The sequence below is a fragment of the Enterococcus sp. AAFC-DPL-5146 genome (genome assembly GCF_058216635.1).
In genome coordinates, this window is the sequence record NZ_CM177103.1 from 736041 (window position 1) to 761252 (window position 25212).

Sequence of the window (25212 nt, forward strand, 5' to 3'; positions counted from 1 at the left end):
AATCATGGCTTATCAAGCTTTGTATCGTGTGTGGCGTTCACAGCGCTTTGATGATGTTGTCGGACAAAAAGCAATTACTCAGACATTAAAAAATGCTATCATACAAAAGAAAACCTCGCATGCCTATTTATTTACCGGCCCAAGAGGAACAGGAAAGACCAGTGCAGCGAAAATTTTTGCTAAAGCAATTAACTGTAAACATAGTGTAGACGGGGAACCTTGTAATGAATGTGAAACGTGTATAGCAATCACAGAAGGTCGTTTAAATGACGTTATCGAGATTGATGCTGCTAGTAATAATGGTGTAGAAGAAATTCGTGACATTCGTGATAAAGCAAAATATGCACCAACGCAAGCAGAGTATAAAGTCTATATCATAGATGAAGTGCATATGTTATCGACAGGTGCCTTCAATGCATTACTAAAAACGTTAGAAGAACCGCCACAAAATGTTATTTTTATTCTAGCTACAACAGAACCCCATAAGATTCCGTTAACGATTATTTCAAGAACACAACGTTTTGATTTTAAACGGATCAGCACCCAAGACATTGTCGATCATATGGGCTATATTTTAAAAGAAATCAATGTTGATTTTGAAGAGCAAGCTTTGTATGTTATCGGTCGAGCAGCAGAAGGTGGAATGCGGGATGCCTTGAGTATTCTGGATCAAACGATTTCGTTCAGTGATCAAAAAGTGATGTTGCAAGATGCGATGCAAGTGACCGGTAGCTTGACGTACGAGATGATGGATCAATATATTTCCAGCTGTGTAACAGGTGATGTGGAGCAAGCGTTAGAGACCTTAGAGAATATTCTTAGTTCTGGTAAAGAAGCAAGAAGATTTTTAGAAGATTTGTTATTATATTGCCGTGATTTACTCATGTTTCAACAAGCACCAAAATTGTTGGCTGAAAAAGTCGGAAATCTGACAGATAATTTCAAAGAACTAGCAGGTAAGACAAATGCTGAAAAAATTTATCAAATGATCCAAATCTTAAGTGATACTCAAAATGATATTCGCTTTACCAATAATGCCAATATTTATCTTGAAGTAGCCACTGTTAAATTAGCAAAATCTGTAAAAAAATCAGCGGTGATTTCTGAAGAAGCTCAACCTGTAGAGAGCGCAGAAATAGCGACTTTGCAACAACAAATCGAGCATCTACAAAAAGAATTAACAGAATTAAAGAAAAATGGTGTAACAACTAAAGAAGCTGAACCTGTGAAGACAACACGAGTAACCAGCAGTAAAAATGCACTACGTATTCCAACTGAACTTGTATATAAAGTACTGAATGAAGCCACAAAAGACCATTTATTGAATGTGAAAAATGTTTGGGATGATTTATTACAGATGATGTCTGTGACTCAAAGAGCTATGTTAAAAGCCAGTGAGCCTGTGGCAGCAAGTCCTAATGGATTAGTGATTGCATTTGATTATGAGATTGTATGTGGTCGGGCGATGGATGATGATGAATTACAATTAGCAGTTCATAATAATTTAAGCCGTCTAGTAAATTATGCGCCTGACATGGTGTGTATTACAAAGGAAAGCTGGCCGAAGTTGCGCCAATCATTTATTAGTCAAAATAAAGAAACATCAGGCGATCAAATAAATGACGATCCATCTGTTAATGAAGATATTCATCTATTAGCAGAAGAAGAACCAGCAGTAGAAGTAAATAATCAAGTAGTAGACGAAGCGATCGCTATGTTTGGTGATGAGCTCGTTGAAGTAATAAACGACTAAGAGGAGACGATAATTATGATGCGTGGCATGGGAAATATGCAAGGGATGATGAAACAAGTCCAAAAAATGCAAAAAGATATGGAAAAAGCACAAGCTGAATTAAATGTAAGAGAATTCGTAGGTGCTTCAAGCAATGAGTTAGTGACAGCAACATTTACTGGTGATCGTAAAATGAAAGATATTTCAATTAAAGAAGAGATTGTTGATCCAGAAGATGTAGAAATGTTGCAAGATCTAGTAATCATGGCTGTTAATGATGCATTGACTAAGGTAGAAAAAGAAACAGAAGCGACAATGGGGAAATATGCTAAAGGTATGCCTGGATTTTAATTTAAAAGAATTGTAAATCATCAATAGACAATCAGCAGTAAAAAAACTGATGATTGTCTATTTTTATAACGCCTTTAAAATAGTTATAAATAAACAATAAATGAATCTCTACTGACTTATTCAAATGCATAGAAAAAACTAGAGGAAATCCCTCTAGTTTTTCTATGTGCATTCTTCATCCACCATAGTTGGTTGATAAAAAATGTTTATTTGTTTAATTGTTTTTTTCTAAAGATATAAGCTCCTGCGATTAATAATACCCCAGATGAAGCGATCATCATGCTATTGCTTGTTTCGCCTGTTGAAGGTAATTGTTTAGCAGTTGTTTTTCCTGAACTAATTTCTTTTTTAGCTGTAGTAGAATTAGATACAGGAGAGGCTACTTGAGAAACAAGATTTGTAGCTGTAGAAGATTTATCAGTTTCTTCCCCTGGTAAAGCTGGATTCAATGGGTTATCACTTTCTGGAAGAACATTTAAGGTAATCTCTTTTTCTGCAACAACATTATTTACACTACGTTGTTGAGTTGGATTACTGACAAAGAATCTTATTGTATGAGTTCCAGTTTCTACTAACTTATTTCCAAGAGAAGTTACTTGGATTGGATCACCAATTACTTCAAAGCCAACCATAAGTCCTTCGGCATTTTTAAAGGTTGCCCAACTTAAAATGATATCTTCTGTTAGTGTTTGACCAACATAAGCAGTTACAGTTTGAGAACCAACCTCAATAGATGGAGCAGCTACTTCAGAAGAACTAGATTCGGTAGAACCAGATTCAGAAGAGCTAGATTCGGTAGAACCAGATTCAGAAGAGCTAGATTCGGTAGAACCAGATTCAATAGAACTAGATTCGGTAGAACCAGATTCAATAGAACTAGATTCGGTAGAACCAGACTCAGAAGAACTAGATTCGGTAGAACCAGATTCAGAAGAGCTAGATTCGGTAGAACCAGATTCAGAAGAGCTAGATTCGGTAGAACCAGACTCAGAAGAACTAGATTCTGGAACCTCAGTTGAAACTAGGTAAACTCGTGCATTTCGTAGGTCTGAATAAGAAACAGAATAATCATTTTCTAAATTATTATCTAAGACATTCTGAGCGTCAGCTAATGCAGCTTCTAGTCTTGCAATAGAATCTGCAGTGTACATGTCATGTAAGCCAGGAGTGGCTAATACTTCCTTAGCAACTTCTACTTCGTCTTCTAACATCTTACGACGACCAGCGACTTCATCGTTATAAACTGCTGATTCCTCAGCGTTAACAACAGAATTTACAAATTGCGTCGAACCAACAACAGAGCTGATTAATAATAATGCAGCCATAATCTTTAAACTTTTTTTCATATAAAAATCTCCTTTTTTGTAAAAAATTGTTTTTCCAACCATTAATAAATATACGATATACAAAATAAAAGTCAAGGTTTTTTTAGAGATAAATTAGAAATATAATGATAGTTATGGAATTTTTTTTGTTATTCTAAAATTGATTTATTTTATTTTAAGCTATATTTGTAAACGTATTTAAGATTATGAATACTGTTTTGAAGTTTTTTTATTTTCGTTTATCTTGAGATGGGAAAAGAAATCAGAAGAGGGGAAATGTGTTTTATACTTATATTATAATTTTTTTATATTTTCGGTTATTGTGTAACGGAATATGAAAAAGAGATAATTTGGATGAGGTTTTTGAAAGGTTGCAAATCGGTTGAATATTGATTTATATGATATTCAAAACTTGCTATAAGTAGAGAAAAATCATTATCCTACAAAATCATCAAGAAAAAATGTTATAATGTACATTAGTCTTATAAGGAATACATAGTTTACAACCAATCGTGAATCGTTTGTGTTTGAAAGGATTTGTTGAAAATGCATTACCCAGAACCCATCGCTAAATTAGTCGAAAGTTATATGAAATTACCTGGCATCGGACAAAAAACAGCTGTACGCTTGGCTTTTTATACACTTGATATGAAAGAAGAAGATGTTAATGCTTTTGCCAAAGCATTAATCAGTGTGAAACGTGATTTACATTTTTGCAGTATTTGCGGCAATATCACAGAAGAAGATCCTTGTGAAATTTGTCAGGATAAAACGAGAGACCGCAGTATTATTTTAGTTGTAGAAGAACCTAAAGATGTCATGGCGATGGAAAAGATGCGTGAATATCATGGTCTGTATCATGTACTGCACGGTGTCTTATCGCCAATGGAAGGGACTGGTCCAGAAGATATCAATATTGCTTCTTTGATTCAGCGGTTGCACGATGATGAAGTTAAAGAAGTGATTATTGCAACCAATGCCACTACAGAAGGAGAAGCCACAGCAATGTATCTTTCTCGTTTGATTAAACCAGCTGGCATCAAAGTGACTCGCTTAGCTCATGGGTTATCTGTCGGCAGTGATATCGAATACGCAGATGAAGTAACGTTATTGAAAGCTGTGGAAGGGCGACGTGAACTTTAAAATAAATAAAAATCAGCTATCTATTACATTGATAGCTGATTTTTATTCTTTATTTTTCAACAATGCTGATTGTAAATCCGTCATATCCTTTTATGCCAACTGTTTCAATAGCAGTTGAAGTTAAGTGTGGAGAGCTAGATAGCTCCTCCACAAAAGAACGTACACCTAAAACTCTTCCATCAGAACTGGAGGAATCAATGACAGCACCATCACGCACCACGTTATCGCCAATAATAATAGTTCCTGGTTGAGCGAGTTGTAACGCGTAATTTAAATAAACTGAGTTATTCTCTTTATCGGCATCAATAAAGATTAAATCAAAAGGTTTGGTTTGAGTGAGTACCATTTGTTCTAAACTATCAGAAGCAGCACCAACTATAATCGTTGTTTTTTCAGAAACTCCTGCGAGAACTAAATTTTCTTCAGCAACTTCAGCATGTTTTTTATCATATTCAAGAGAGATGACTTTGCCCTCATTATCTATTGCTTTAGCGAACCAAAGCGTACTATATCCGCCAAGTGTTCCAATTTCTAAAATTCGTTTAGCACCTTTTATTTTTGCAAGAAGGTAAAGAAATTTCCCTTGAGAAGGTGAAACATCATGTGGAGGTAATTGGTGTTTTTGGTTATTAACAAGAACTTGATCAAAAATAGGATCATTTTCCACTAACTTTTCAATAAAGTAATTATCAACTGATGCAAATAAATTTTCCAAATAACTCACTCCCAGTTTTTTTATAATGTTACTTAACTAAGTTGATTGTATCACTTTTTTTAATAAATAACTGATGGAATAACCCAACTTAAAAGAAATTTCACGGGGATGTTTAAATTTCTTTTCAGAGTTAAGGAATTCAATTAGACTGATTGTGATAGATAAAGTATAATAGGTAGAAGGAATCAAAGTAAGTTAGGGGATTAGTACAGTGCAAGGTATTTTTATAACAATTGAAGGTCCAGATGGCGCAGGAAAAACAAGTGTATTAAATGAGCTATATCCAAGATTGGATTTAGCTGCAGAAAAAAGTATCATTAAAACGAGAGAACCTGGCGGTATTCCAATTTCTGAGAAGATTCGTCAAATCATTTTAGATCCAAAGAATCAAGAGATGGACGAACGGACAGAAGCACTGCTTTATGCAGCTGCTAGACGTCAGCACTTGATGGAGAAAGTATTGCCTGCATTAGAAGAAGGTAAGATTGTTTTATGTGATCGTTTTGTAGATAGTTCTTTAGCCTATCAAGGAGCGGGGCGACGGATTGGTGTTGAAGCAATCGCGTCAATCAATGAATTTGCAATTGAAGGAACCGTACCAGATTTTACAATTTACCTTGATGTCGATTCAGATACAGGACTTAACCGTATTAAAAATCATCGTCATCAACAGATTGATCGATTAGATTCAGAAGGTCTTGAATTTCATCAACGAGTTCGCCATGAATATTTAAAACTGGTGGAAGAAAATCCAGAAAGAATCACTAAAATCGATGCCAGAATGAGTTTGGAAGATGTTGTTGAAGCGACTTTCCAAGCAATCGTAAACCGTTATCCAGAATATTTTAGAAACTAGGAAGGTGACCGAATATGAAAATTATTTTAGCGATTGTCCAAGATAAAGATAGCAACCGATTAGCAAATGAATTTATTGATGCCAATATCCGTGCGACTAAACTATCATCAACTGGCGGTTTTTTAAAAGCTGGAAACAGTACGTTTATTGTTGGTATTGATGATGACCGTGTTGAAGAAGCATTGGAACTAATCAAGAAAACCTGTCAATCTCGTAAACAATATGTGTCAACTCCTGTAACACTAGATCTTACGATGGATGGACAAGTACCTTATCCTGTAGAGGTCGAAGTTGGAGGCGCAACTGTGTTTGTTCTTCCGGTAGAAGGATTCCATCAATATTAAGATGAACGAAGCGCAAGTTTTAAAGGAGCAACAACCGCTCCTTTACCAGCAACTTCAAAAAAGTTTTGAGCATGGTCGTCTTGCCCATGCTTATCTTTTTGAAGGCGATACAGGAACTGGTAAAAAAGAGTTTGGGTTGTGGATGGCAAAGCACGTTTTTTGTTTGAATTTGACAGATAATAATCCCTGTAATCAGTGTAATAATTGTTTGCGGATCAATGAAAATGAACATCCGGATGTACTGCGGATTGCGCCTGATGGTCAAACAATCAAAGTCGATCAAATCAGAGCACTAAAAGCCGAGTTCAGCAAAAGTGGCGTGGAGACAGCGCAAAAAGTTTTTCTGATTGAACAAGCAGATAAGATGAGTGTTGGTGCAGCCAACAGTTTATTAAAATTTTTAGAAGAGCCGGAAGGTAAAGTCTTAGCAATCTTAGAGACGACATCTTTAACTAAAATTTTACCGACGATTCAATCACGTTGTCAGGTTCTTCATTTTCAACCTTTAGTTAAGGATAAATTAGTACAAGCTTTAACAGAGTCAGGAATCAATAAAAATACGGCGAGTCTTTTAGCAGAACTGACAAATAGTTTTGACAAAGCAGTTGAAATCTCTCAAGATGAATGGTTTAATGAAGCTAGGGAAATTACTCAACAATGGTTTGATTACTTGATAAAAGATGATCTTCAAGCTTTTGTCTATGTCCAAAAAAAGATGATTAAGGTCTTTAAAGACAAAGATCAGCAAGCGTTGAGTTTTGATTTATTACTTGCTTATTATCGCAAACAACTCACTGAAAGTGTCGTGACTGAGCAGCTTAAACGTGTAGTAGAACAACATGCACAACGAGTTGAACTGATTTTAAAAGCACGACAAAAATGGGAAGCTAATGTCAGTTTTCAAAGTGTCTGCGAACAATTAGTGATACGAATGATTCACCCTAAAACATAAATAGGAGGATGAAAATGGTAGAAGTAGTAGGAGTTCGCTTCCGTGAAGCAGGTCATATCTATTATTTTGCTCCTGGAAAATCAGAGTATTTTTACAATGAGAAAGTTCTTGTGGAATCACAGCAATCTAAACAGCTGGCCACAGTTGCCATACCAAAAAAGTCCATTGAGCCAGAAGATTTGCCTGAGGAATTAAAACCAATTTTAAATAAAGCATCTGAATCGGATTTACAAAAAGAACAAAAGAATGTAGATGATGCACAAGCCGCGTTAAGTGTTGCTAAAGAAAAAATCCGAGCACACGAATTAGAGATGAAGTTGATTCGGGTGGAGTATACATTTGACCGCAGCAAAATGGTCTTTTATTTTACAGCAGATGGACGAATTGACTTTCGTGAGCTAGTTAAAGATTTAGCTGCGATTTTCCGGACAAGAATCGAATTACGTCAAATCGGTGTCAGAGATGAAGCGAAGATTTTAGGCGGAATCGGTCCGTGCGGAAGACAACTTTGCTGTTCGACTTTTTTAGGTGACTTTATGCCAGTATCAATCAAGATGGCAAAAGATCAAGGCTTATCATTGAATCCTGTAAAAATTTCTGGTTTATGCGGGCGCTTGATGTGTTGTTTAAAATACGAGAATGATGAATACGAAGAAGCAAAAAAAGAATTGCCAGATTATGGTAAAGATGTAATCACCCCAGACGGAAAAGGTCGGGTTGTGGGATTGAACTTATTGAGTCGAATTATCAAAGTCCGGTTAGTTGGACGTGAAATAGCTGTTGAATACGATTATGAAGAAATCAAAGAAGCAACAGAAAAAGCTCAAGCCGAAAAAGGTGATCACAATGGATAAACGCTCTTTATATGATGGTCTGAGTTCTTTAGAGACTGATTTACAAGGAACGTTAGGGCAATTATCAGAGATTAAAGAAGCATTGCATGAATTAGTTGAAAAAAATACAACTCTTGAAATCGAAAATCAGCGCTTGCGGGAACATTTGCAGGAGCTGACGAAATTAGCTAGTGACCCTAATGATCCAGCAAAACAAGAGCTATCTAAATCACGTATGAATTTAGAAAAACTTTACGAAGAAGGATTTCATGTCTGCAATATTTTATATGGTTCACGCCGTGAAAATGATGAAGAATGTGCGTTTTGTTTAGATGTTATTTATGGTGAAAGATACAAGTAAATATAGGTTTTTATTTATTCAAATTAAGAGGCTGTGACAAAACTTGTCTCAGCCTCTTTTTCAATGAATGAACCCAAAGGCTGAAAAAGGAGCGACTATGCAAAAACAAAAAAGTTTCGATTCATCCAGTAATGGACAGTTATATTTGGTGCCAACACCAATAGGAAACTTAGAAGATATGAGCTTCCGCTGCGTCAATAGTTTAAAAGAAGCAACAATCATTGCCAGTGAAGATACTCGCAATACCCAAAAGTTACTGAATCATTTTGAAATTTCAACACCACAAATCAGTTTTCATGAACACAATTATAAAGAACGAATTCCACAATTTATCGAACGTTTAGAGTTAGGTGAGATCATTGCTCAGGTTAGTGATGCCGGTATGCCGTCCATCAGCGATCCAGGTCATGAATTGGTGGAAGCTTGCATTGAAGCTGGAATCAAAGTCATTGCGCTACCTGGGCCAACAGCCGGTATTACAGCTTTAATTGCTTCTGGTTTATCACCGCAACCCTTTACTTTTTATGGATTTTTACCTAGAAAGAAAAAAGAACAAGTGGAAGTATTGGAGAAGCTAAAAATAGCACAACCTACTCAGATTTTTTATGAATCTCCTCATCGAATTGCTGCTACAATAAAGAATTTTTCAGAGGTATTTGGTGATGAACGTAAAGCTGTTATCTGTCGGGAATTAACGAAGCTTCATGAGGAATATCTTCGTGGAACCTTGGCTGAATTAAGAGACTATTTAGCGGAGCATACTTTAAAAGGTGAGTGTTGTCTTTTAGTTGAGGGATTTACAGGGGATGAAACAGCTGATAACGAAGATTTGGCACTTCCCATCAATGAACACATTGAACTATTGATAAATTCTGGTAGTTCTTCTAAAGAGGCAATCAAAGAAGTTGCTAAGTTGCGAGGATTAAAAAAACAAGAAGTGTATAAAGAATATCATGTAGATTGAAGTTGCTTAATTGAATAACTTTAAAATAAACTGACGTTGAATGGTCAGTTTATTTTTTGTTTACAACATAATGAAAACGTTCTATTGGTATAGATGTCATTTTTTGTAACTTTAATTGTCAGAAAATTTAAATTATTTTTCCGAATCCAACTATTTTTGATGTAATTTATTAAATAATGATGATAGAATAACTGACAAAGCTAAATGAAGGTTGGCTTAATTTGAAGTAGGAGGGGTTTTATGGAAACAGGAAATATTGCTTTTATTCTCATTTGTTCAGCAATGGTATTTTTAATGACACCTGCCTTGGCATTCTTTTATGGTGGATTGGAAAGAAGAAAAAATATTCTCAATACTATGATGATGGTGATTTGTGTGATGGGACTTTCTTCCGTCTTGTGGATAATCGTCGGGTATTCAATGTCTTTTAGTGGAGATCATTCATTTGTTGGGAATTTGAATAAAGTGTTTTTTAATCATGTTTCAATGACTGAAGGAAAAATGATTCCAGAAGGGCTTTTTGCTGGTTTCCAAATGATGTTTGCCCTAATCACTACAGCGATTATCACTGGAGCTGTTGTTGGACGGATGCGATTTTCTGCAATTTTTTTGTTTATTGGTATTTGGTCTTTAGTGGTTTATTATCCAATGGCGCATATGGTATGGGGCGGTGGTTTCCTAGAACAAATTGGATCAGTCGATTTTGCTGGGGGAAATGTTGTTCATATTAGTTCAGGTATTTCAGGTTTGGTTTTGGCGATCGTCTTGGGTCATCGTAGAGAATATAAACAAACAGAATATCGTCCGCATAATATTCCATTTGTTGTATTAGGCGCAGGGCTGCTATGGTTTGGCTGGTTTGGATTTAATGCAGGATCTGCTTTAGCAGCTGACGGGGTAGCGATACATGCTATGTTGACGACAAATACTGCAGCAGCAAGTGGGATGCTTTCGTGGATGTTAATTGAAAAACTAGCGATTGGTAAACCTACAATTGTCGGAGCTTGTACAGGAGCAATCGTTGGTTTAGTGGCTATTACGCCAGGAGCAGGCTTTGTGTCACTTTGGAGTTCATTTGTTCTGGGAGCGTTAGTTAGCCCGTTTTGTTATTATTTTATTTCATTCGTTAAACATAAATTAGGTTATGATGATGCACTGGATGCGTTTGGCTGTCATGGGGTTGGTGGGATTTTTGGCGGTATTATGACAGGTGTTTTCGCAGATCCATCAATAGGTGGAAAAACAGGATTGATTTATGGTGGAACAGAGCTATTCATTGCACAAGTCGCTAGTATTGCTTTTACGATTGTATTTGCAGGAGTCGCTAGTTTTATCATTATTAAAGGGATTCAACTGTTCATGCCAATTCGGGTTTCAGCGAAAGAAGAGGCTCTAGGATTAGATAGAATCGAACATGATGAAACAGCTTATCCAACATTTATGGGCTTAGATTCTTAGGAGGAAAACAGATGAAAAAAGTAGAAGCAATCATTCAACAGGAAAAACTAGAAGAATTGAAAGTGAAAATAGACGACAGCTTTGAAGCAACAGGAATGACTGTAAGCCAAGTCTTAGGTTTTGGAAATCAAAAAGGGTTAAAGGAATATGTTCGTGGTCAGGAAATCATCACTACCTTGCTGCCTAAAGTAAAAGTCAGTTTTGTTGTTTTAGACAAAGATGTTGAAACGATTATTTCTTTGATTTTGGCTATTTGTCAGACAGAAGAAGTTGGTGATGGGAAGATATTTGTTTACAATGTGGAAGAAGCGATTCGCATTAGAACGGGTGAACGAGGAGCAGATGCGATTTAATAAAGAAATCTATAGAAGGAGTAAAGCTTAAAATGGCTTTACTTCTTTTTTTAGGTAAAATAAGTTGTGAACGAACAAAAGTTCGTATATAATGGATGTGATAGATGCTAGAAAATTAATTTTTGATCAAGAATTAAAAAATGGTTTATAAGAGGTTTAAAAGATACGTCAGATCTATTTTAAAGGAGGATGACGACTATGATTAGTGAATTGCGTTTCCCTTTAAAAAAGGATACTTCTCGCAAGATTATCCATATTGATATGGATGCATTTTTTGCTTCTGTAGAAGAAAGAGATCATCCAGAGCTTGCAGGGCATCCTTTGGTGATTGCACGTCACCCAAGCGATACAGGAGGCAAAGGTGTGGTGACTACAGCAAATTATGAAGCGAGAAAGTTCGGTATTCATTCTGCTATGAGTGCACAAAAAGCCTATGAGTTATGTCCCGAGGCAATTTTTAAAGCTGGAGACTATCAAAAATATGCTGACATCTCTCAGCAAATTCGAGAAATTTTTCACCGCTATACAGATATTATTGAGCCTGTTTCAATAGATGAAGCCTATTTAGATGTGACAACAAATAAAATCAATAGTAAATCAGCTATTAAAATCGCTAAGCTGATTCAATACGATATATGGAATGAGCTGCACTTAACTTGTTCAGCAGGCGTTAGTTATAACAAATTTTTGGCAAAATTAGCTTCTGATTTTCAAAAACCAAAGGGATTAACGGTTGTGATGCCGGATGAAGCAGAAGATTTTCTGAAAGCTTTACCTATTGAGAAATTTCATGGTGTTGGTAAGAAGACGGTCCCTAAAATGCATGACTTAGGTATTTTTACAGGTGAGGATCTATATAAAGTAGACGAGATGGAACTAATCCGTAATTTTGGCAAAATGGGTTATTCTCTTTATCGAAAGGTTAGAGGAATCCATGATTCTCCTGTAAATATCACAAGAGATCGTAAATCAGTAGGTAAAGAACATACATATGGCACACCATTAACAACTGAAGCCCAAGTCACTGCTCAATTAAGACAACTGGCAGAGCGTGTGGAAGAATCTTTGAATCGAGTCCAAAAACATGGAAAGACAGTTGTTTTGAAAGTTCGTTATGCAGATTATACAACAGTAACTAAACGTCAGACGCTACCAGAATATATTTCTAAAAAAGAGGAATTATATTATCAAGCAAACTTAATTTGGGAAGAAATTCTAGGTCTGGAACAAGGCATCCGTTTATTAGGAATAACCTTAACAAATCTTGATCCGATGTCTTATGAGAATATAGTATTGCCTTTATGGGAAAAACAAAATGAAAAAGAGCTATAAAGTAATCCAAAGGTACCGGTTTGTTTGCAACTTTAAATTTTAGTTATAAAAGATTATCTGTGCTACCATCAACATAGAGTGTACTAGTATTCATAATAAGAGGAGAATATGAATGAGTAAGACAATTATGTGGTTTCGTAAAGATTTACGTATAGATGATAATACTGCTTTCAATAAGATGCTTGAACATAGTCAACCTGAAGATGAACTTATCTGTATATTTCAGTTAAACCCAACACAATTTTTAGAAAAGAGTTATAATCATGCTTCTTTTTTTTCTAGTTTAAATACTTTTTATGAGACAGTGAAAGCTAAGGGGATAGTAATTCACTTTTTATATGGAGAAACGGAAGAAAATTTTGCAGCATTAAAAAAAACTTATCCAGATTGGAATAAAATTTACTTTAATAAAGATGAGCGAGGTTTTGGTAGAGAACGAGATCAAAAAATAGCTGTCTTTCTAAAAAACAATCATATTCAAGAATACTCTTTTCAAGATAGTCACATACATGGTGTTGAAGAAATTAAGAAGCCGACAGGTGAAAACTACAAAGTATTTACGCCTTATTTCAGAAATTGGCTAATAAAACCTAAAAGATCATATGAAAGATTGGTGACTGTTGAAAGACAGTTTAATCAAATAGTACATCCATTATTTAGTGAAGGTGAAAAACAATTTCAAAAAATTACTAAAAAAATAGCTTTACCATTTGAGTATGAGTGTGGTGAGGTTGCTGCTGAAATTTACCTAAAAGATTTTATAGTGAATCATCTCCACGATTATCAAAAGACTAGGGATTATCCTAACCTAGATCAGACAAGCAAACTATCAAGATTTTTAAGAACGGGAGAATTATCCATCCGTAAAGTTTGGTATGCAGTCAATGCTGAACCAGATTCAGATGGTCGTCAAACATTCATCTCGGAACTTTGTTGGAGAGATTTTTACAATATGATTTATTATGAGAATCCCAAACAGAAAGCGCAAGAAATCAAAGAGCACTATCGAAATTTAAACTGGAATTATAATCAAAAATCTTTTGAACGATGGAAGAATGGACAGACAGGTTTTCCAATCGTAGACGCTGGAATGAGACAACTTAACCAAACTGGCTGGATGCACAATCGTTTGCGAATGATCGTTGCTTCATTTTTGACAAAAGATTTAATGATTGATTGGCGTATGGGAGAAAAATACTTTCAACAAAAATTAATTGACTACGATTCAGCAAGTAATATCTGTGGGTGGCAATGGGCAGCATCAACAGGCACGGATGCAGTTCCTTATTTTCGAATTTTTAATCCAACAACACAAAGTGAAAAATTTGATCATCACGGCGATTTTATCCGTTACTTTATTCCAGAACTAAAAAATGTTCCGAACAAGTATATCCATGAACCCAATAAGATGCCGATAGATATTCAAAAATCTATTGATGTAACAATTGGCAAAGACTATCCCAATCCTATCGTTGATCATGGTAAAATTCGTGGAGAGATACTATCTTTTTTCAAAGAGAAAAATAATTAATTTAAAAGGAGTTATAACACTATTAAATCATTAGTGTCATAACTCCTCAAATATTGCAGACTTAAATTAGTTCTGCTTTTTTTATTTGTTCATACGCCTGCTCACCATCATGGCATTTATCCCAAATCACTGCTTGTCCAATGAGTAAAGATTTTTTGACATCGATGATCCGTTGATTACTGCTGCCTCTGAATTGTAGATTCAAGTTTCTTTTTGATAATTCAAAACGACCATCAACTAAAATATCTATTTTATTTAATAGTTCAAGCTTGTCATCAGAATCTAACAGCAGTTCTTCAAAAGTATACCCACTCCAAGACCAGATATCTTTTTTATTTCCAAATTCTTCATGAATCCGATCAACTACTTTTAAACAAACCTCAGTATTTAAAAAAGGTTCTCCACCTAGTAACGTCAGACCCTGTACATAATCGTGAGATAAATCTTCGATGATTTTGTCTTCCAATTTGGCTGTAAAAGGCTGACCATAACGGAAACTTTGAACTGCTTGATTGAAACAACCTTCACAAGCGAAGAGACACCCACTTACATATAAACTATTTCGAACACCCTCACCGTCGACAAAGTTGAATGCTTTATAATCGGCGACATAATTTTGGCTAAGCTCCTTAGCTAACCATTCGTGTGGTTTAGGATTTCTCATCCCAATTCCTTCTTTCTAAAATAAGATAGTTTATAAAATCTAGTTGTTAGTTTTCATCTATCTAAGAATATCACAAACACCATAATAACACAACATATGGTGTTATTTTTATTCGTTACGCTATATGTTGTGTTATTTTTATTTAGTAAGTAAAATGATAATAAAGTTTGAAAAACTTTACTTTATGTGTTATTTTAATTGTAAGGGATAGAAAAATGAAGAAGGAGTGTTAGTATGATAAAGAAAAAAGTGTATTTGAGTCTGGTGTTTGTGTTAGTTACAGTATTTACATTCGTTGCGTTTGGTGATTCTGCAGAGGCATATGTTTATTTAGATAAACCAACAAAAGTGAACGAAGTGTTTCCTGATCCAGCTTTTGCTGGTTACATGGCGCAACAGTTAAAAAAGAGCCCAAATGATTTAGTTACTCAAGAAAATTTGGACAAGATAACATATATAAATATTACTGGACTAGGTGTTAAAAGTATTGAAGGAATCAAATATATGCACTATAATTGGGCCTTTCACTTTTTTAATAATGAGGTGAAAAGTATTGAACCATTCAGAGATTGGGAAAATCATGAACTGAAAAATTTACAATTTTACTACAACCCAATTTCAGATATTTCTCCGTTATTAGATACAAAACTACCTAAGCTGTGGATATTACACATTCATTTTTTAGAATTAGATAACTCGGCATTCGATGTGTTGACTAAGTACAATACATCGCCAAAGCTTGGAACATTGGCTTTAAAGGCAAATCATATGGATGATTTTCATAAATTGACTAAAGTGCCTTTTGCAAATGCGTTATGGTCTGCTTTAAGATATCAAGGCCAAACGATCAAGCGACCAACAGCTACAGTTGGAAAAGATCCATTAGTGATAGAAAATACAAGTACCGATCTTCTTCAAACAGTAAAAAAAATGCCAATTACGAATCCCAATGGTGGTGTGCGAAATGGTGATCTTAGTGTTTCTTGGGATGAGAATGACATTGATTATGGGACCGAAAGTTTGATAATGAATGTAGAATCAGCAACGACTTCCACTGAAAACTACAACAAACCAACAGTTGAGTATACATTACCATTGAAATGGCAACCATTGATGATGAATTGCGATAGTATACTAAAATTAGGCTCAAAATTTGATCCTTTAAGCAAGGCTTCAGCTTATGATGCAGAAGATGGAGATATTAGCCATAAAGTCTTTATAAAACAAAGCAATGTGCCAGTAGATGAGAATAATATGGTCACGAAAAAAGGAACCTATACAGTCACATATTCTGTCATAGACAGTGATGGTAATGAAAAAGAACAAAAAGTAAAAGTAATAGTAATTTAATTATAAATGAAGTAGAGCCTTACCCCTATCCCTTTTAAATCAAAAAAGAGACGTAAATGCGTCTCTTTTTTCGATTATTTCACATGTTTCACTCGAGATGAGATCTCCTTATGACGACCATGCACCATTGGTCTAGCTTGGGGATTACCTAGATATCCGCAAGTTCGTTTAACAACATCACAGGATTTCGGATCATGGTTACCACATTGTGGACATTCAAAACCTCGTTCAGTTGGATGGAAATCTCCTTCAAATCCACATTCATAACAATGGTCGATTGGTGTATTTGTTCCGAGATACCCCACACGATCATAAGCATAATCCCAAACAGCTTCTAAAGCTTTTGGATTTTGTTGTAAAACTGGATACTCACAATAATGAATGAAACCACCAGAACAATATTGTGGATAATCTTTTTCAAAATCTAGCTTTTCAAATGGTGTAGGATCCTTACGAACATCATAATGGAAACTATTCGTATAATATTCTTTGTCTGTGATATTTTCGATTACGCCAAATTTTTCAGTATCTAAACGGCAAAAACGATCAGTTAAACTTTCACTTGGGGTTGAATAAACACTAAAATGATAGCCATAATCATTTCCCCATTCATCAGCATGAGCTTTTAAGTCTTTTAAAATAGCAATCGTAAAATCTTTCGCTTCAGGATTTTTTTCCCATTCTCCACCATAAAAAGCGGACGCCACTTCATATAAACCGATATAACCTAATGAAACAGTTGCACGTTTATTTTTAAATAATTCATTAACAGAATCTTTTTTAGACAAACGTTTACCAAAAGCTCCGTACATATAAAGGATCGGTGCATTTGCTGGAATTGCTTCTTTACAACGTTCAACACGATAGAGCAAAGCATCTTTCATTGTTTCTAGACGTTCTGCTAAAAGAGTCCAGAATTTATCCTGATCGCCTTGAGCTTCCATTGCAATTCTTGGTAGGTTTAATGTAACAACACCTAAATTCATACGACCGACATTGATTTCTTCACCATTCTCATCTTTCCAACCTTGTAAGAAAGAGCGGCATCCCATAGGCACTTTAAAACTACCTGTCAAATCAACTAATTTATCATAATTTAAAATATCTGGATACATCCGTTTAGTCGCACATTCTAATGCAAGTTGCTTCACGTCATAGTTTGGGTCTGTTTCATTTAAGTTTACACCACGCTTTAAAGTGAAAATCAACTTAGGGAAGATAGCTGTTCTTTTTTCACTACCCAATCCATTGATGCGGATTTGTAAAATTGCTCGTTGAATCTCACGTTCAAACCAGCTTAGCCCTAAACCAAAGCCTAATGAAGTAAATGGCGTTTGTCCATTTGAAGTGAATAAGGTATTGATTTCATATTCTAAACTTTGCATTGCATCGTAAATATCTTTTTGAGTTTTAGCTTTTGCGTACTCTTCCTGACGTTTAGAACCATCGATCCATTCCTTTGCATCAGCGAGATGTTTTTGATAATTTAATTCAGCAAATGGTGCTAATAATTCGTCCACACGGTCAGCAGAACAGCCACCATATTGACTAGAAGCTACATTAGCGATGATTTGAGAAATTTGAGCGGTAGCTGTTTGAATCGATTTTGGTGATTCAACATCTGCATTACCGATTTTGAATCCATTGTTCAACATCCCTTTAAAATCAATCAGACAGCAATTAGTCATTGGTGTATATGGATGGTAATCTAAATCATGATAATGGATATCTCCTTTTTGATGGGCGTTAGCTACATGAGAAGGCAGCATCTTCAAGCCAATCGATTTCCCAACAATCCCAGCAGTTAAGTCTCGTTGTGTATTGAAAACATCACTATCTTTATTAGCATTTTCATTTACGACAGATTGATCTTTATTAATTAATTTACTGATTGTAAAGTTGATGTCGGTTGCCTTGCTCCGTTCAAAATCACGACGTGTGCGATAGTTGATATATTCCTCAGCTAGCTCGTATTCATTTTTCGCCAACAAAATATGTTCGACAATATTTTGAATCTCATAAATTTTTACATTTTCAGTGAAACGGTCTGAAATTTCCTGATCGATTCTTTCCACAATTTCTTGAATTCGCTCATGAACAAGGGGGTCTAAAGAACCTCGGATTTTTTGTTCAGCTTTGATCAAAGCGTCATAAATTTTTTGATCATTAAAATCAACTAATCTTCCATCTCTTTTAACGATTTTGATCTTCCTTAAGGCTGAATTCATAGAGGTTTCTTCATTATTCACTTGTTTAATTTCCATCATTTGCTACCCATCTCCTCGTAGATTTATTCCTTTCCTATCATAAAACAATTCGTTGAATCTTTCAACTATATATAGTGCTTAAATGGAAAATATTTTCCTTCTAATAACTATATATAGTGTTTTTTTGAAATGGAAAAATAATGAAAACAAGCTGTTAAAAGGTTTGTGGGAATTGTCACAACATTCTTGCTGAGAAAAATAAATAATTAAAAAAAGCTTCAACATTACTTAATTGTAAGAGGAAACGATGTTCAGTTACGCAGAATATTGGTAGAATAAGGATAATGAATAAACTGGAGCGAAATCTATGAAAAAAATTTTAGAAGTGAATCACTTAAGTAAATCATATGGATATAGAAGTAATAAGGTACAAGTCTTAAATAATATTTCTTTCTCTGTTGATCAAGGTGAATTTGTTGGAATTATGGGCCCCAGTGGTGCCGGGAAATCAACGTTATTGAATACCATATCAACGATTACATTACCAACAACTGGAACTGTCCAAATTGATGGTCAAGATATTTTAAAAATGCGAGATAATCAAATCAGTGATTTTCGTCGTAAAAAGTTAGGTTTTATTTTTCAAAATTTTAATTTAATGGAAACATTGAATGTACAAGATAATATCTTGTTGCCTTTAGCAGTAGAGAGAGTTCCCGTAGATGAAATGGAGGAACGTTTAATACATGTCGCGAAGGTTTTAGGGATCGAGGAACTATTGATGACCTATCCTAATATGATCTCGGTTGGACAAAAACAGCGTGTAGCGGCGGCACGCGCATTGATAACTAAACCTAAAATTATTTTTGCGGATGAACCTACAGGCTCGTTGGATTCTAAATCAGCAGCTGAATTACTTCAGTATATGACGAATATGAATCTACAAGATGATGCAACAATTATGATGGTCACCCATGATCCTTATACGGCAAGCTATTGCAATCGTATTTTATTTATTAAAGATGGTGTCATTTTTTCAGAAGTTGTTCGTCAAGGTTCTAGAAAAGATTTTTTCAATCAAGTAATTGATATGCAAGCAACAATCGGCGGAGGTGGCCGTGCTAATGATTTTTAAACTGTCTTGGAAAAATTTTAAAGGCCAATTTCTCAATTATCTGGTCTATTTTGTTAGTATGACCTTTGCGGTTGTTGTTTATTATTGTTTTAATGCTATTACTTATAATCGGTCATTTGCAAGTAGAGCGGGACAAGACGTCCATATCAATGGTGCGATGAATTTTGGCGGTATTCTTGTTGTTATTATGATTTTAGGATTTATGTTTGCTGCGAATTATTTCTTTCTCTTAAAACGAGAGAAAGAAATTGGTCTCTATCACTTGATTGGTTTGAGAAAAGGGCAAATATCTTTTTTATTTTTTGTAGAGACACTAATGTTAGGAGCAGTATCTTTAGTTTCAGGAATTTTCTTAGGAATTATTTTTTCAAAGCTATTCTTGATGATTCTTGCAAAAGCAATGTTTTTACAGGTAGAGAGTCTGTTTTTTATTTCGTTTCCATCAATGATTCAAACCAGTCTAGTATTTTTATTCATGTTATTGGCAGTGTCTATACGAAGTAGCTGGTTGATTTATCGTTATCAAGTCATGAATTTGGTGAAACCAACTAAAAAAAATAAGCTTAATTCAAATAAAATGTCTGTAGTAAGTATTTCTTTAGGCGTTCTAGGAGTACTGTTTATTGGTACAGGATATTGGTTATCGTATAATGTTATCCATTTTGCAACTTTTTTGATGCGTACGAAGGTTGGTTTCGCTGGCTTTTTGATAGCACCTTTACTAATCATGCTCACCTGTATGATTGGGACGTACTTGTTTTTTAAATATACGATGTATTTAATTGTGTATCTATCTGGGATAAATAAATTTAATTATTACCGAAAGCTGAATATGTTGGCTTTAGGAAATGCTAAGTTTCATATTAAAAGAGGTGGGAATACATTATCATATGTGACTATTTTTATTGCAATTGCTCTAGGAATGATTGGTGGAGCCGCTTCATTTTATACAATCGGAATGAATTCAGTGAACGTGACAGCTCCAACCGATTTTATTGTGTCAGAAGAAAAATTCAAGGAAATTACAGGAGTAATTGAAAAAGAACCAGACACAAAGATCGATTCACTAGTCAAATTAAATTATAAGTTGACGGGTAGTCAATTTCATCTTAAAATTGGACAGGAAGAAAAACAAAATACATTGAGTCCGGTAAATCTACTAGCACTTTCAAATTATCGAGAATTTCAAAAAGTAAACCCTTATTTGAAAAATATTAAGTTAGATAATGAGGGGGAAGGCGTTGTTTTAGACAGTATTCAAAATATTCTTAGTGGTTTTATTCAGTACGATTCCAATTTTACCTTGTCAAAAGGAATTAAGCTTAGTATTTCTGATGTACGACCTGATTACTTAGGTCAAAGTTTATTGAGGTACACTTTTCCAACGGTCGTAGTTTCAGATGAACAATTCAATAAGATAAATTCAGGTATCAGCTACACAATGATGGCTTTTGATGTTCAAACAAAGAATGAAGAAGTACTGGCGAATAGGATGTCTGAAACAATAAAACCCCAATGGATATCTCCTATTTATTACAATTATCAGTGGATAAACAATCAATTGGAAGGTTATATCTCCAAAAAAAGTCGACAGCCTGAGAAAGAGAAATCACAAGAGGTTTCTGAGACAGATGAACAAGAATATTGGCAATTGAACTATACAAGCCGTTACTTAGAGTTAAGATACCAAAGACGAGTGATGGGATTATTTATTTACGTAGCAATGTTTTTAGGTATATTGGCGTTGATTATCACAGGCAGTATTTTGATGCTTCAGCAATTTTCTGAGGCAGAGCGAGAAAAAGAAAGCTACGACTTGTTAAAGAAAATTGGGATTCCTAAAAAAGAAATTACCAGACTAGTTTATCAACAAAATAGTATTATTTTTTTCCCGCCGATGATTTTGGGTGTTTTACATGCAACCTTTGCGGTATATGTTTTCAGTAAATTTATTACAAGCTCTGGTTATTGGTTAGCCTATCTTTCTTGTGGACTGTTGATTTTGATTTATTTAGCTTATTATTTGTTAACTTCAGCTATTTATTCACGTATGATTCACGGAAATGATCGGTAATAACTTAAGTTTTATTTAAGAGCACATTCCGAAGACAATTGGGAATAAACCTGTAAAAAAATTGTTTTTTTTTCTCATGCCTTGGTTTTGGAAGAAAAGGGTAATAAGGCACAAAAAGCATCCCCGTTTAGGCGTTTAAACAGTAACTGTATTCGGAAAATCTAATTTTTCTTGTATTTTCTTTATTATTAAAGAAGGTGGAACAAAAATTTTGTCTTTTGTCTCACCTTTTTTTATATACAAGTGACAAAACTGTTAGCGGGAAATAGTATTATACTTATAGGTTTTGATTTATTTTCCAGCTTGTTTTGATTACAATAACAATATGAAAATTATGACTATGTGAAATTCGGAGGCGTAAAAATAGAATGAAAGAATTTTTCAAACAACCCAATGTACAATACTGGGGAAGATTTGTTGGAAAGACCATTTTTTATTTTGGGGTACTTTTAATGTTAATTTATTTGTATCATTACAAAAATATTGATGGCGGCACATTTATTTATAATGAGTTTTAGGAAGGATGTACTTCATGACGATTTTAAATATTATTGAAGCAATCGATCGTTGGGGAATTGAGGAGCCAAACCGCCCTGTTTATATTGAAACCAATCGAACGTATACTTATGGAGAGTTGAAAAAAGACTCAGATGCAATTGCTGCATACTTGCAGGAAAACATAGAGAGGGCTCACCCAGTGGTTGTTTACGGAGAACTCGAATTTGAAATGCTGGCGTGTTTTTTAGGTGCATCAAAAGCAGGTCATGCCTACATACCAATTGAAGCGCACACGCCGAAAGAACGGGTTGAAATGATTTTAGAAGTAGCCAATCCAGCAGTGATTTTCTCTGTCAAAGAATGGTCGGGAATAAAAACCGCTGCTGAACTGGTTTCACTGGAAAAGCTGAAGGAAATTTGTACAGAGGCAAAGATTTCAACTACGCTGAAACCAGTAGTAGGATCAGAAACATATTATATTATTTTCACCTCTGGAACAACAGGTGTGCCAAAAGGTGTTCAAATCAGCCATGTAAATCTCTTAAGCTTTGTTAATTGGGAGTTGGCTGATTTTGGGATTACCGAAGGCATGCGTTTTTTATCCCAAGCTCCCTATTCATTTGATTTATCAGTAATGGATTTATACCCTGCATTAACGTCAGGAGGTTCTTTGACACCGTTGCGTAAAGATGTCATCACAGACTTTAAACAGTTATTTACCGTGTTGCCGACATTAGAAATAGAAGTTTGGGTTTCAACGCCATCCTTTATGGATATTTGTTTGATGGAACCAACATTTGATGGTGAACATGTCAGTAATTTGAAAATTTTCTTATTCTGTGGGGAAGAATTACCTAAAGCTACGGCTCAAAAATTATTGGAACGTTTTCCAAAAGCACATATATTCAATACGTATGGGCCTACAGAAGCGACTGTGGCTATTTCAGGTGTCGAGGTAACGCAAAACTTATTAAATGAATATAACCGTATTCCAATTGGCTATGTAAAATCCGATACCAACCTATACATTATGGATGATGACAAAGAGGTTTCATCTGGAGAAGTTGGTGAGATAGTGATAGCAGGTCCAAGTGTCTCAAAAGGTTATCTAAATAATTCTGAAAAAACAGAAGCCGCCTTTTTTGAGTACAAAGGTCAACCAGCCTATCGTACGGGAGATGCTGGTAAGCTAAAAGACGGACTATTGATATATGATGGACGAATTGATTTTCAAGTAAAGCTTCACGGCTACCGTATCGAACTCGAAGATATTGACCATCATTTAGCTGCTGTTTCCTACGTGAAACAAGCAACTGTTGTTCCTAAGTACCAAAATTATAAAGTTCATCAATTAATAGCTTATGTTGTTGCTGAGGAAAATGAATTCGATAAAGAATTTAAATTAACGAAAGCAATAAAAACTGAGCTAGGACAAACGGTGATGGATTATATGATTCCGCAAAAATTTATTTATGTGGATCAATTGCCGCTTACTGCTAATGGAAAGATCGACCGTAAAGGCTTGATAGATGAGGTAAATGCAACGTGATTAATTTTCCATATATGATTCCTTATGCGAATCCAATCTATTTTTTATATCTATTGATTGCTTTAGTACCGATGATACTGACTTTATTGATTAAAGGGAAACGTTGGTCGTGGTATCAAGTATTGATTACACTGTTTTTCTTGTATATGAGTTTTGGTGGTGAGGAGTGGAAACAAGGTGTAGCATTGATTGTTTATGTATGTTGGCAAACGATTCTAGTCTGGATTTATTTTCACTATCGTCAAAAGAAAAATGCTAGCTTAGTATTTTATCTAGCTGTATTTTTAGCCTTGTTGCCATTGATATTAGTAAAAGTAGTTCCTTTTACTTCAGGACATGCTTCTATTTTAGGTTTTTTGGGTATTTCTTATTTAACATTTAAGTCTGTACAAATCATTATGGAAATGCGTGATGGATCGATTAAAGAATACAATATTTTCCGTTATATTGAATTTCTTTTATTCTTCCCGACCATTTCTTCTGGACCGATTGATCGTTATCGTCGTTTTGAAAAAGATGTGGAAAATCCACCAACACCAGAAAAATATGTTGATTTTCTGGCAAAAGGAATTCATAATTTCTTTTTAGGATTTTTATACAAATTTATTATTGGTTATTACTTTGGTCAAGTGATGTTACCAATCGTTTCAAAAGCAGCAGAAAAAACAGGCGGTATTTCTTGGGAACTAGTTGCTTATATGTATGTCTATAGTATGTACCTATTCTTTGATTTTGCTGGATATAGTTTATTTGCTGTAGGAACCAGCTACTTGATGGGATATGATACGCCAATTAACTTTAATAAGCCGTTCTTAAGCTGGAACATCAAAGAATTCTGGAATCGTTGGCACATGACACTCTCTTTTTGGTTCCGTGATTATGTATATATGAGATTAATGTTTACTTTGATCAAAAAGAAAGTATTCAAAAGTAGGATTGTTGCTTCAAACGTTGGTTACTTTGCTTTATTCTTACTTATGGGAATCTGGCATGGACTGACTTGGTACTATATTGCATATGGTCTATATCATGCGACATTAATTTGTGTAACCGATGCATGGTTAAGATTTAAGAAGAAACATAAGGAAAAAATTCCATCAAATAAATTCACCCATGCATTTGCAATATTTTTAACATTTAATGCGGTATGTTTAAGTTTCTTGATTTTTTCCGGCTTTTTAGATACTCTATTCTTTAAATAAAAAATAAAAAACAGCTAATGCTGTGATTTAAGGGAGACAACAATAATGAACGTAGAAGAAACAGTTTTAGATATTTTAGAAGAAATCACAGGCACTGATGAAGTAAAGGAAAATAAAGACGTTGATTTGTTTGAAGAAGGATTAATGGATTCATTGGCTACTGTTCAATTATTAGTGGAAATCGAAGGACAATTAGGCGTACAAGTCCCAGTTTCAGATTTTGATCGTGAATTATGGAAAACACCTAATAAAGTAATCGAACAAGTGAAAGCATTACAATAAT

At 34.8% G+C, this 25212-nt stretch carries 24 protein-coding genes; 20 read left to right on the forward strand and 4 right to left on the reverse strand.

Annotated elements, in window-relative coordinates; genetic code table 11:
* Positions 1-4 precede the first annotated feature (4 nt).
* Positions 5-1753 (forward strand): DNA polymerase III subunit gamma/tau, encoded by a 1749-nt coding sequence (gene dnaX, locus AC4BB2_RS03330; protein WP_490474025.1) that lies wholly within the window; start codon positions 5-7, stop codon positions 1751-1753.
* 15 nt (positions 1754-1768) lie between these two features.
* Entirely contained in the window at positions 1769-2083 is a 315-nt protein-coding gene (locus tag AC4BB2_RS03335) for a YbaB/EbfC family nucleoid-associated protein (RefSeq protein WP_490474026.1), read from the forward strand.
* 206 nt (positions 2084-2289) lie between these two features.
* Here AC4BB2_RS03335 and AC4BB2_RS03340 read toward each other — a convergent pair whose 3' ends face one another.
* Entirely contained in the window at positions 2290-3429 is a 1140-nt protein-coding gene (locus tag AC4BB2_RS03340; RefSeq protein ID WP_490474027.1) for an LPXTG cell wall anchor domain-containing protein, read from the reverse strand.
* A 525-nt stretch (positions 3430-3954) separates the two neighbouring features.
* Between AC4BB2_RS03340 and recR the strand changes: the two genes are divergently transcribed.
* Positions 3955-4551: a recombination mediator RecR gene (recR, locus tag AC4BB2_RS03345; protein WP_069636060.1), complete on the forward strand. Its 597-nt coding sequence runs from the start codon at positions 3955-3957 to the stop codon at positions 4549-4551.
* 49 nt (positions 4552-4600) lie between these two features.
* On the opposite strand, the gene AC4BB2_RS03350 is transcribed toward recR, so the two are convergent.
* Positions 4601-5266, reverse strand: coding sequence for an O-methyltransferase (locus AC4BB2_RS03350; RefSeq protein WP_490474028.1), 666 nt, complete (start codon positions 5264-5266; stop codon positions 4601-4603).
* A gap of 211 nt (positions 5267-5477) precedes the next feature.
* Between AC4BB2_RS03350 and tmk the strand changes: the two genes are divergently transcribed.
* From tmk to AC4BB2_RS03400, 10 genes are all read left to right on the forward strand, one after another.
* Positions 5478-6122: a dTMP kinase gene (gene tmk, locus AC4BB2_RS03355; protein ID WP_490474029.1), complete on the forward strand. Its 645-nt coding sequence runs from the start codon at positions 5478-5480 to the stop codon at positions 6120-6122.
* 14 nt (positions 6123-6136) lie between these two features.
* Positions 6137-6466, forward strand: a complete 330-nt coding sequence (gene darA / locus AC4BB2_RS03360; RefSeq protein ID WP_490474030.1) for a cyclic di-AMP receptor DarA — start codon at positions 6137-6139, stop codon at positions 6464-6466.
* Position 6467: 1 nt separating this feature from the next.
* On the forward strand, positions 6468-7418 hold the full coding sequence (gene holB, locus AC4BB2_RS03365) for a DNA polymerase III subunit delta' (protein ID WP_490474031.1): 951 nt from the start codon (positions 6468-6470) through the stop codon (positions 7416-7418).
* A 14-nt stretch (positions 7419-7432) separates the two neighbouring features.
* The gene (locus AC4BB2_RS03370; protein ID WP_490474032.1) at positions 7433-8272 is read left to right on the forward strand and encodes a PSP1 domain-containing protein; all 840 of its coding nucleotides are present in this window, start codon (positions 7433-7435) and stop codon (positions 8270-8272) included.
* Positions 8265-8612 carry a DNA replication initiation control protein YabA gene (locus AC4BB2_RS03375; RefSeq protein ID WP_010773302.1) on the forward strand — a complete coding sequence of 116 codons (348 nt, stop codon included), beginning with the start codon at positions 8265-8267 and terminating at the stop codon, positions 8610-8612. The genes AC4BB2_RS03370 and AC4BB2_RS03375 overlap by 8 nt, the downstream gene beginning before the upstream one ends.
* Before the next feature lie 97 nt (positions 8613-8709).
* Positions 8710-9576 (forward strand): 16S rRNA (cytidine(1402)-2'-O)-methyltransferase, encoded by an 867-nt coding sequence (gene rsmI / locus AC4BB2_RS03380; RefSeq protein WP_490474033.1) that lies wholly within the window; start codon positions 8710-8712, stop codon positions 9574-9576.
* Between the two features lie 240 nt (positions 9577-9816).
* A complete protein-coding gene (locus tag AC4BB2_RS03385) occupies positions 9817-11034 on the forward strand; it encodes an ammonium transporter (protein WP_490474034.1) in 1218 nt (405 codons plus the stop codon).
* Between the two features lie 11 nt (positions 11035-11045).
* Positions 11046-11387 (forward strand): P-II family nitrogen regulator, encoded by a 342-nt coding sequence (locus AC4BB2_RS03390; protein WP_490474035.1) that lies wholly within the window; start codon positions 11046-11048, stop codon positions 11385-11387.
* A 198-nt stretch (positions 11388-11585) separates the two neighbouring features.
* Positions 11586-12719, forward strand: a complete 1134-nt coding sequence (gene dinB / locus AC4BB2_RS03395; RefSeq protein ID WP_490474036.1) for a DNA polymerase IV — start codon at positions 11586-11588, stop codon at positions 12717-12719.
* Positions 12720-12831: 112 nt separating this feature from the next.
* Positions 12832-14250, forward strand: coding sequence for a cryptochrome/photolyase family protein (locus AC4BB2_RS03400; protein ID WP_490474037.1), 1419 nt, complete (start codon positions 12832-12834; stop codon positions 14248-14250).
* Between the two features lie 61 nt (positions 14251-14311).
* On the opposite strand, the gene nrdG is transcribed toward AC4BB2_RS03400, so the two are convergent.
* Positions 14312-14914 (reverse strand): anaerobic ribonucleoside-triphosphate reductase activating protein, encoded by a 603-nt coding sequence (gene nrdG / locus AC4BB2_RS03405; RefSeq protein ID WP_490474038.1) that lies wholly within the window; start codon positions 14912-14914, stop codon positions 14312-14314.
* 234 nt (positions 14915-15148) lie between these two features.
* Between nrdG and AC4BB2_RS03410 the strand changes: the two genes are divergently transcribed.
* Positions 15149-16264, forward strand: coding sequence for an internalin N-terminal domain-containing protein (locus tag AC4BB2_RS03410; protein WP_490474039.1), 1116 nt, complete (start codon positions 15149-15151; stop codon positions 16262-16264).
* Between the two features lie 74 nt (positions 16265-16338).
* Here AC4BB2_RS03410 and nrdD read toward each other — a convergent pair whose 3' ends face one another.
* Positions 16339-18531: an anaerobic ribonucleoside-triphosphate reductase gene (gene nrdD, locus AC4BB2_RS03415; protein WP_490474040.1), complete on the reverse strand. Its 2193-nt coding sequence runs from the start codon at positions 18529-18531 to the stop codon at positions 16339-16341.
* A gap of 307 nt (positions 18532-18838) precedes the next feature.
* Between nrdD and AC4BB2_RS03420 the strand changes: the two genes are divergently transcribed.
* The 6 genes from AC4BB2_RS03420 (at position 18839) to dltC (ending at position 25211) form a co-directional block, all read left to right on the forward strand.
* A complete protein-coding gene (locus AC4BB2_RS03420) occupies positions 18839-19606 on the forward strand; it encodes an ABC transporter ATP-binding protein (RefSeq protein ID WP_490474041.1) in 768 nt (255 codons plus the stop codon).
* Positions 19596-21680, forward strand: coding sequence for an ABC transporter permease (locus AC4BB2_RS03425; RefSeq protein ID WP_490474042.1), 2085 nt, complete (start codon positions 19596-19598; stop codon positions 21678-21680). The genes AC4BB2_RS03420 and AC4BB2_RS03425 overlap by 11 nt, the downstream gene beginning before the upstream one ends.
* Positions 21681-22048: 368 nt before the next feature.
* Entirely contained in the window at positions 22049-22198 is a 150-nt protein-coding gene (locus tag AC4BB2_RS03430; RefSeq protein ID WP_490474043.1) for a teichoic acid D-Ala incorporation-associated protein DltX, read from the forward strand.
* Positions 22199-22212: 14 nt separating this feature from the next.
* Positions 22213-23727, forward strand: coding sequence for a D-alanine--poly(phosphoribitol) ligase subunit DltA (gene dltA / locus AC4BB2_RS03435; protein ID WP_490474044.1), 1515 nt, complete (start codon positions 22213-22215; stop codon positions 23725-23727).
* Entirely contained in the window at positions 23724-24929 is a 1206-nt protein-coding gene (dltB, locus tag AC4BB2_RS03440) for a D-alanyl-lipoteichoic acid biosynthesis protein DltB (RefSeq protein ID WP_490474045.1), read from the forward strand. The genes dltA and dltB overlap by 4 nt, the downstream gene beginning before the upstream one ends.
* Before the next feature lie 45 nt (positions 24930-24974).
* On the forward strand, positions 24975-25211 hold the full coding sequence (gene dltC, locus AC4BB2_RS03445) for a D-alanine--poly(phosphoribitol) ligase subunit DltC (protein WP_490474046.1): 237 nt from the start codon (positions 24975-24977) through the stop codon (positions 25209-25211).
* Position 25212: the final 1 nt, after the last annotated feature.

Excerpts from the sequence above, each read along its gene's own strand:
- AC4BB2_RS03410 (WP_490474039.1), top strand. The coding sequence starts at position 15,149 with ATGATAAAGAAAAAAGTGTATTTGAGTCTGGTGTTTGTGTTAGTTACA.
- AC4BB2_RS03340 (WP_490474027.1), bottom strand. The coding sequence starts at position 3,429 with ATGAAAAAAAGTTTAAAGATTATGGCTGCATTATTATTAATCAGCTCT.
- dltC (WP_490474046.1), top strand. The coding sequence starts at position 24,975 with ATGAACGTAGAAGAAACAGTTTTAGATATTTTAGAAGAAATCACAGGC.
- dltA (WP_490474044.1), top strand. The coding sequence starts at position 22,213 with ATGACGATTTTAAATATTATTGAAGCAATCGATCGTTGGGGAATTGAG.
- AC4BB2_RS03390 (WP_490474035.1), top strand. The coding sequence starts at position 11,046 with ATGAAAAAAGTAGAAGCAATCATTCAACAGGAAAAACTAGAAGAATTG.
- darA (WP_490474030.1), top strand. The coding sequence starts at position 6,137 with ATGAAAATTATTTTAGCGATTGTCCAAGATAAAGATAGCAACCGATTA.
- nrdD (WP_490474040.1), bottom strand. The coding sequence starts at position 18,531 with ATGATGGAAATTAAACAAGTGAATAATGAAGAAACCTCTATGAATTCA.
- AC4BB2_RS03420 (WP_490474041.1), top strand. The coding sequence starts at position 18,839 with ATGAAAAAAATTTTAGAAGTGAATCACTTAAGTAAATCATATGGATAT.
- AC4BB2_RS03430 (WP_490474043.1), top strand. The coding sequence starts at position 22,049 with ATGAAAGAATTTTTCAAACAACCCAATGTACAATACTGGGGAAGATTT.
- AC4BB2_RS03385 (WP_490474034.1), top strand. The coding sequence starts at position 9,817 with ATGGAAACAGGAAATATTGCTTTTATTCTCATTTGTTCAGCAATGGTA.
- dnaX (WP_490474025.1), top strand. The coding sequence starts at position 5 with ATGGCTTATCAAGCTTTGTATCGTGTGTGGCGTTCACAGCGCTTTGAT.
- AC4BB2_RS03375 (WP_010773302.1), top strand. The coding sequence starts at position 8,265 with ATGGATAAACGCTCTTTATATGATGGTCTGAGTTCTTTAGAGACTGAT.
- rsmI (WP_490474033.1), top strand. The coding sequence starts at position 8,710 with ATGCAAAAACAAAAAAGTTTCGATTCATCCAGTAATGGACAGTTATAT.
- AC4BB2_RS03370 (WP_490474032.1), top strand. The coding sequence starts at position 7,433 with ATGGTAGAAGTAGTAGGAGTTCGCTTCCGTGAAGCAGGTCATATCTAT.
- dinB (WP_490474036.1), top strand. The coding sequence starts at position 11,586 with ATGATTAGTGAATTGCGTTTCCCTTTAAAAAAGGATACTTCTCGCAAG.
- AC4BB2_RS03335 (WP_490474026.1), top strand. The coding sequence starts at position 1,769 with ATGATGCGTGGCATGGGAAATATGCAAGGGATGATGAAACAAGTCCAA.
- holB (WP_490474031.1), top strand. The coding sequence starts at position 6,468 with ATGAACGAAGCGCAAGTTTTAAAGGAGCAACAACCGCTCCTTTACCAG.
- nrdG (WP_490474038.1), bottom strand. The coding sequence starts at position 14,914 with ATGAGAAATCCTAAACCACACGAATGGTTAGCTAAGGAGCTTAGCCAA.
- AC4BB2_RS03400 (WP_490474037.1), top strand. The coding sequence starts at position 12,832 with ATGAGTAAGACAATTATGTGGTTTCGTAAAGATTTACGTATAGATGAT.
- AC4BB2_RS03425 (WP_490474042.1), top strand. The coding sequence starts at position 19,596 with ATGATTTTTAAACTGTCTTGGAAAAATTTTAAAGGCCAATTTCTCAAT.
- recR (WP_069636060.1), top strand. The coding sequence starts at position 3,955 with ATGCATTACCCAGAACCCATCGCTAAATTAGTCGAAAGTTATATGAAA.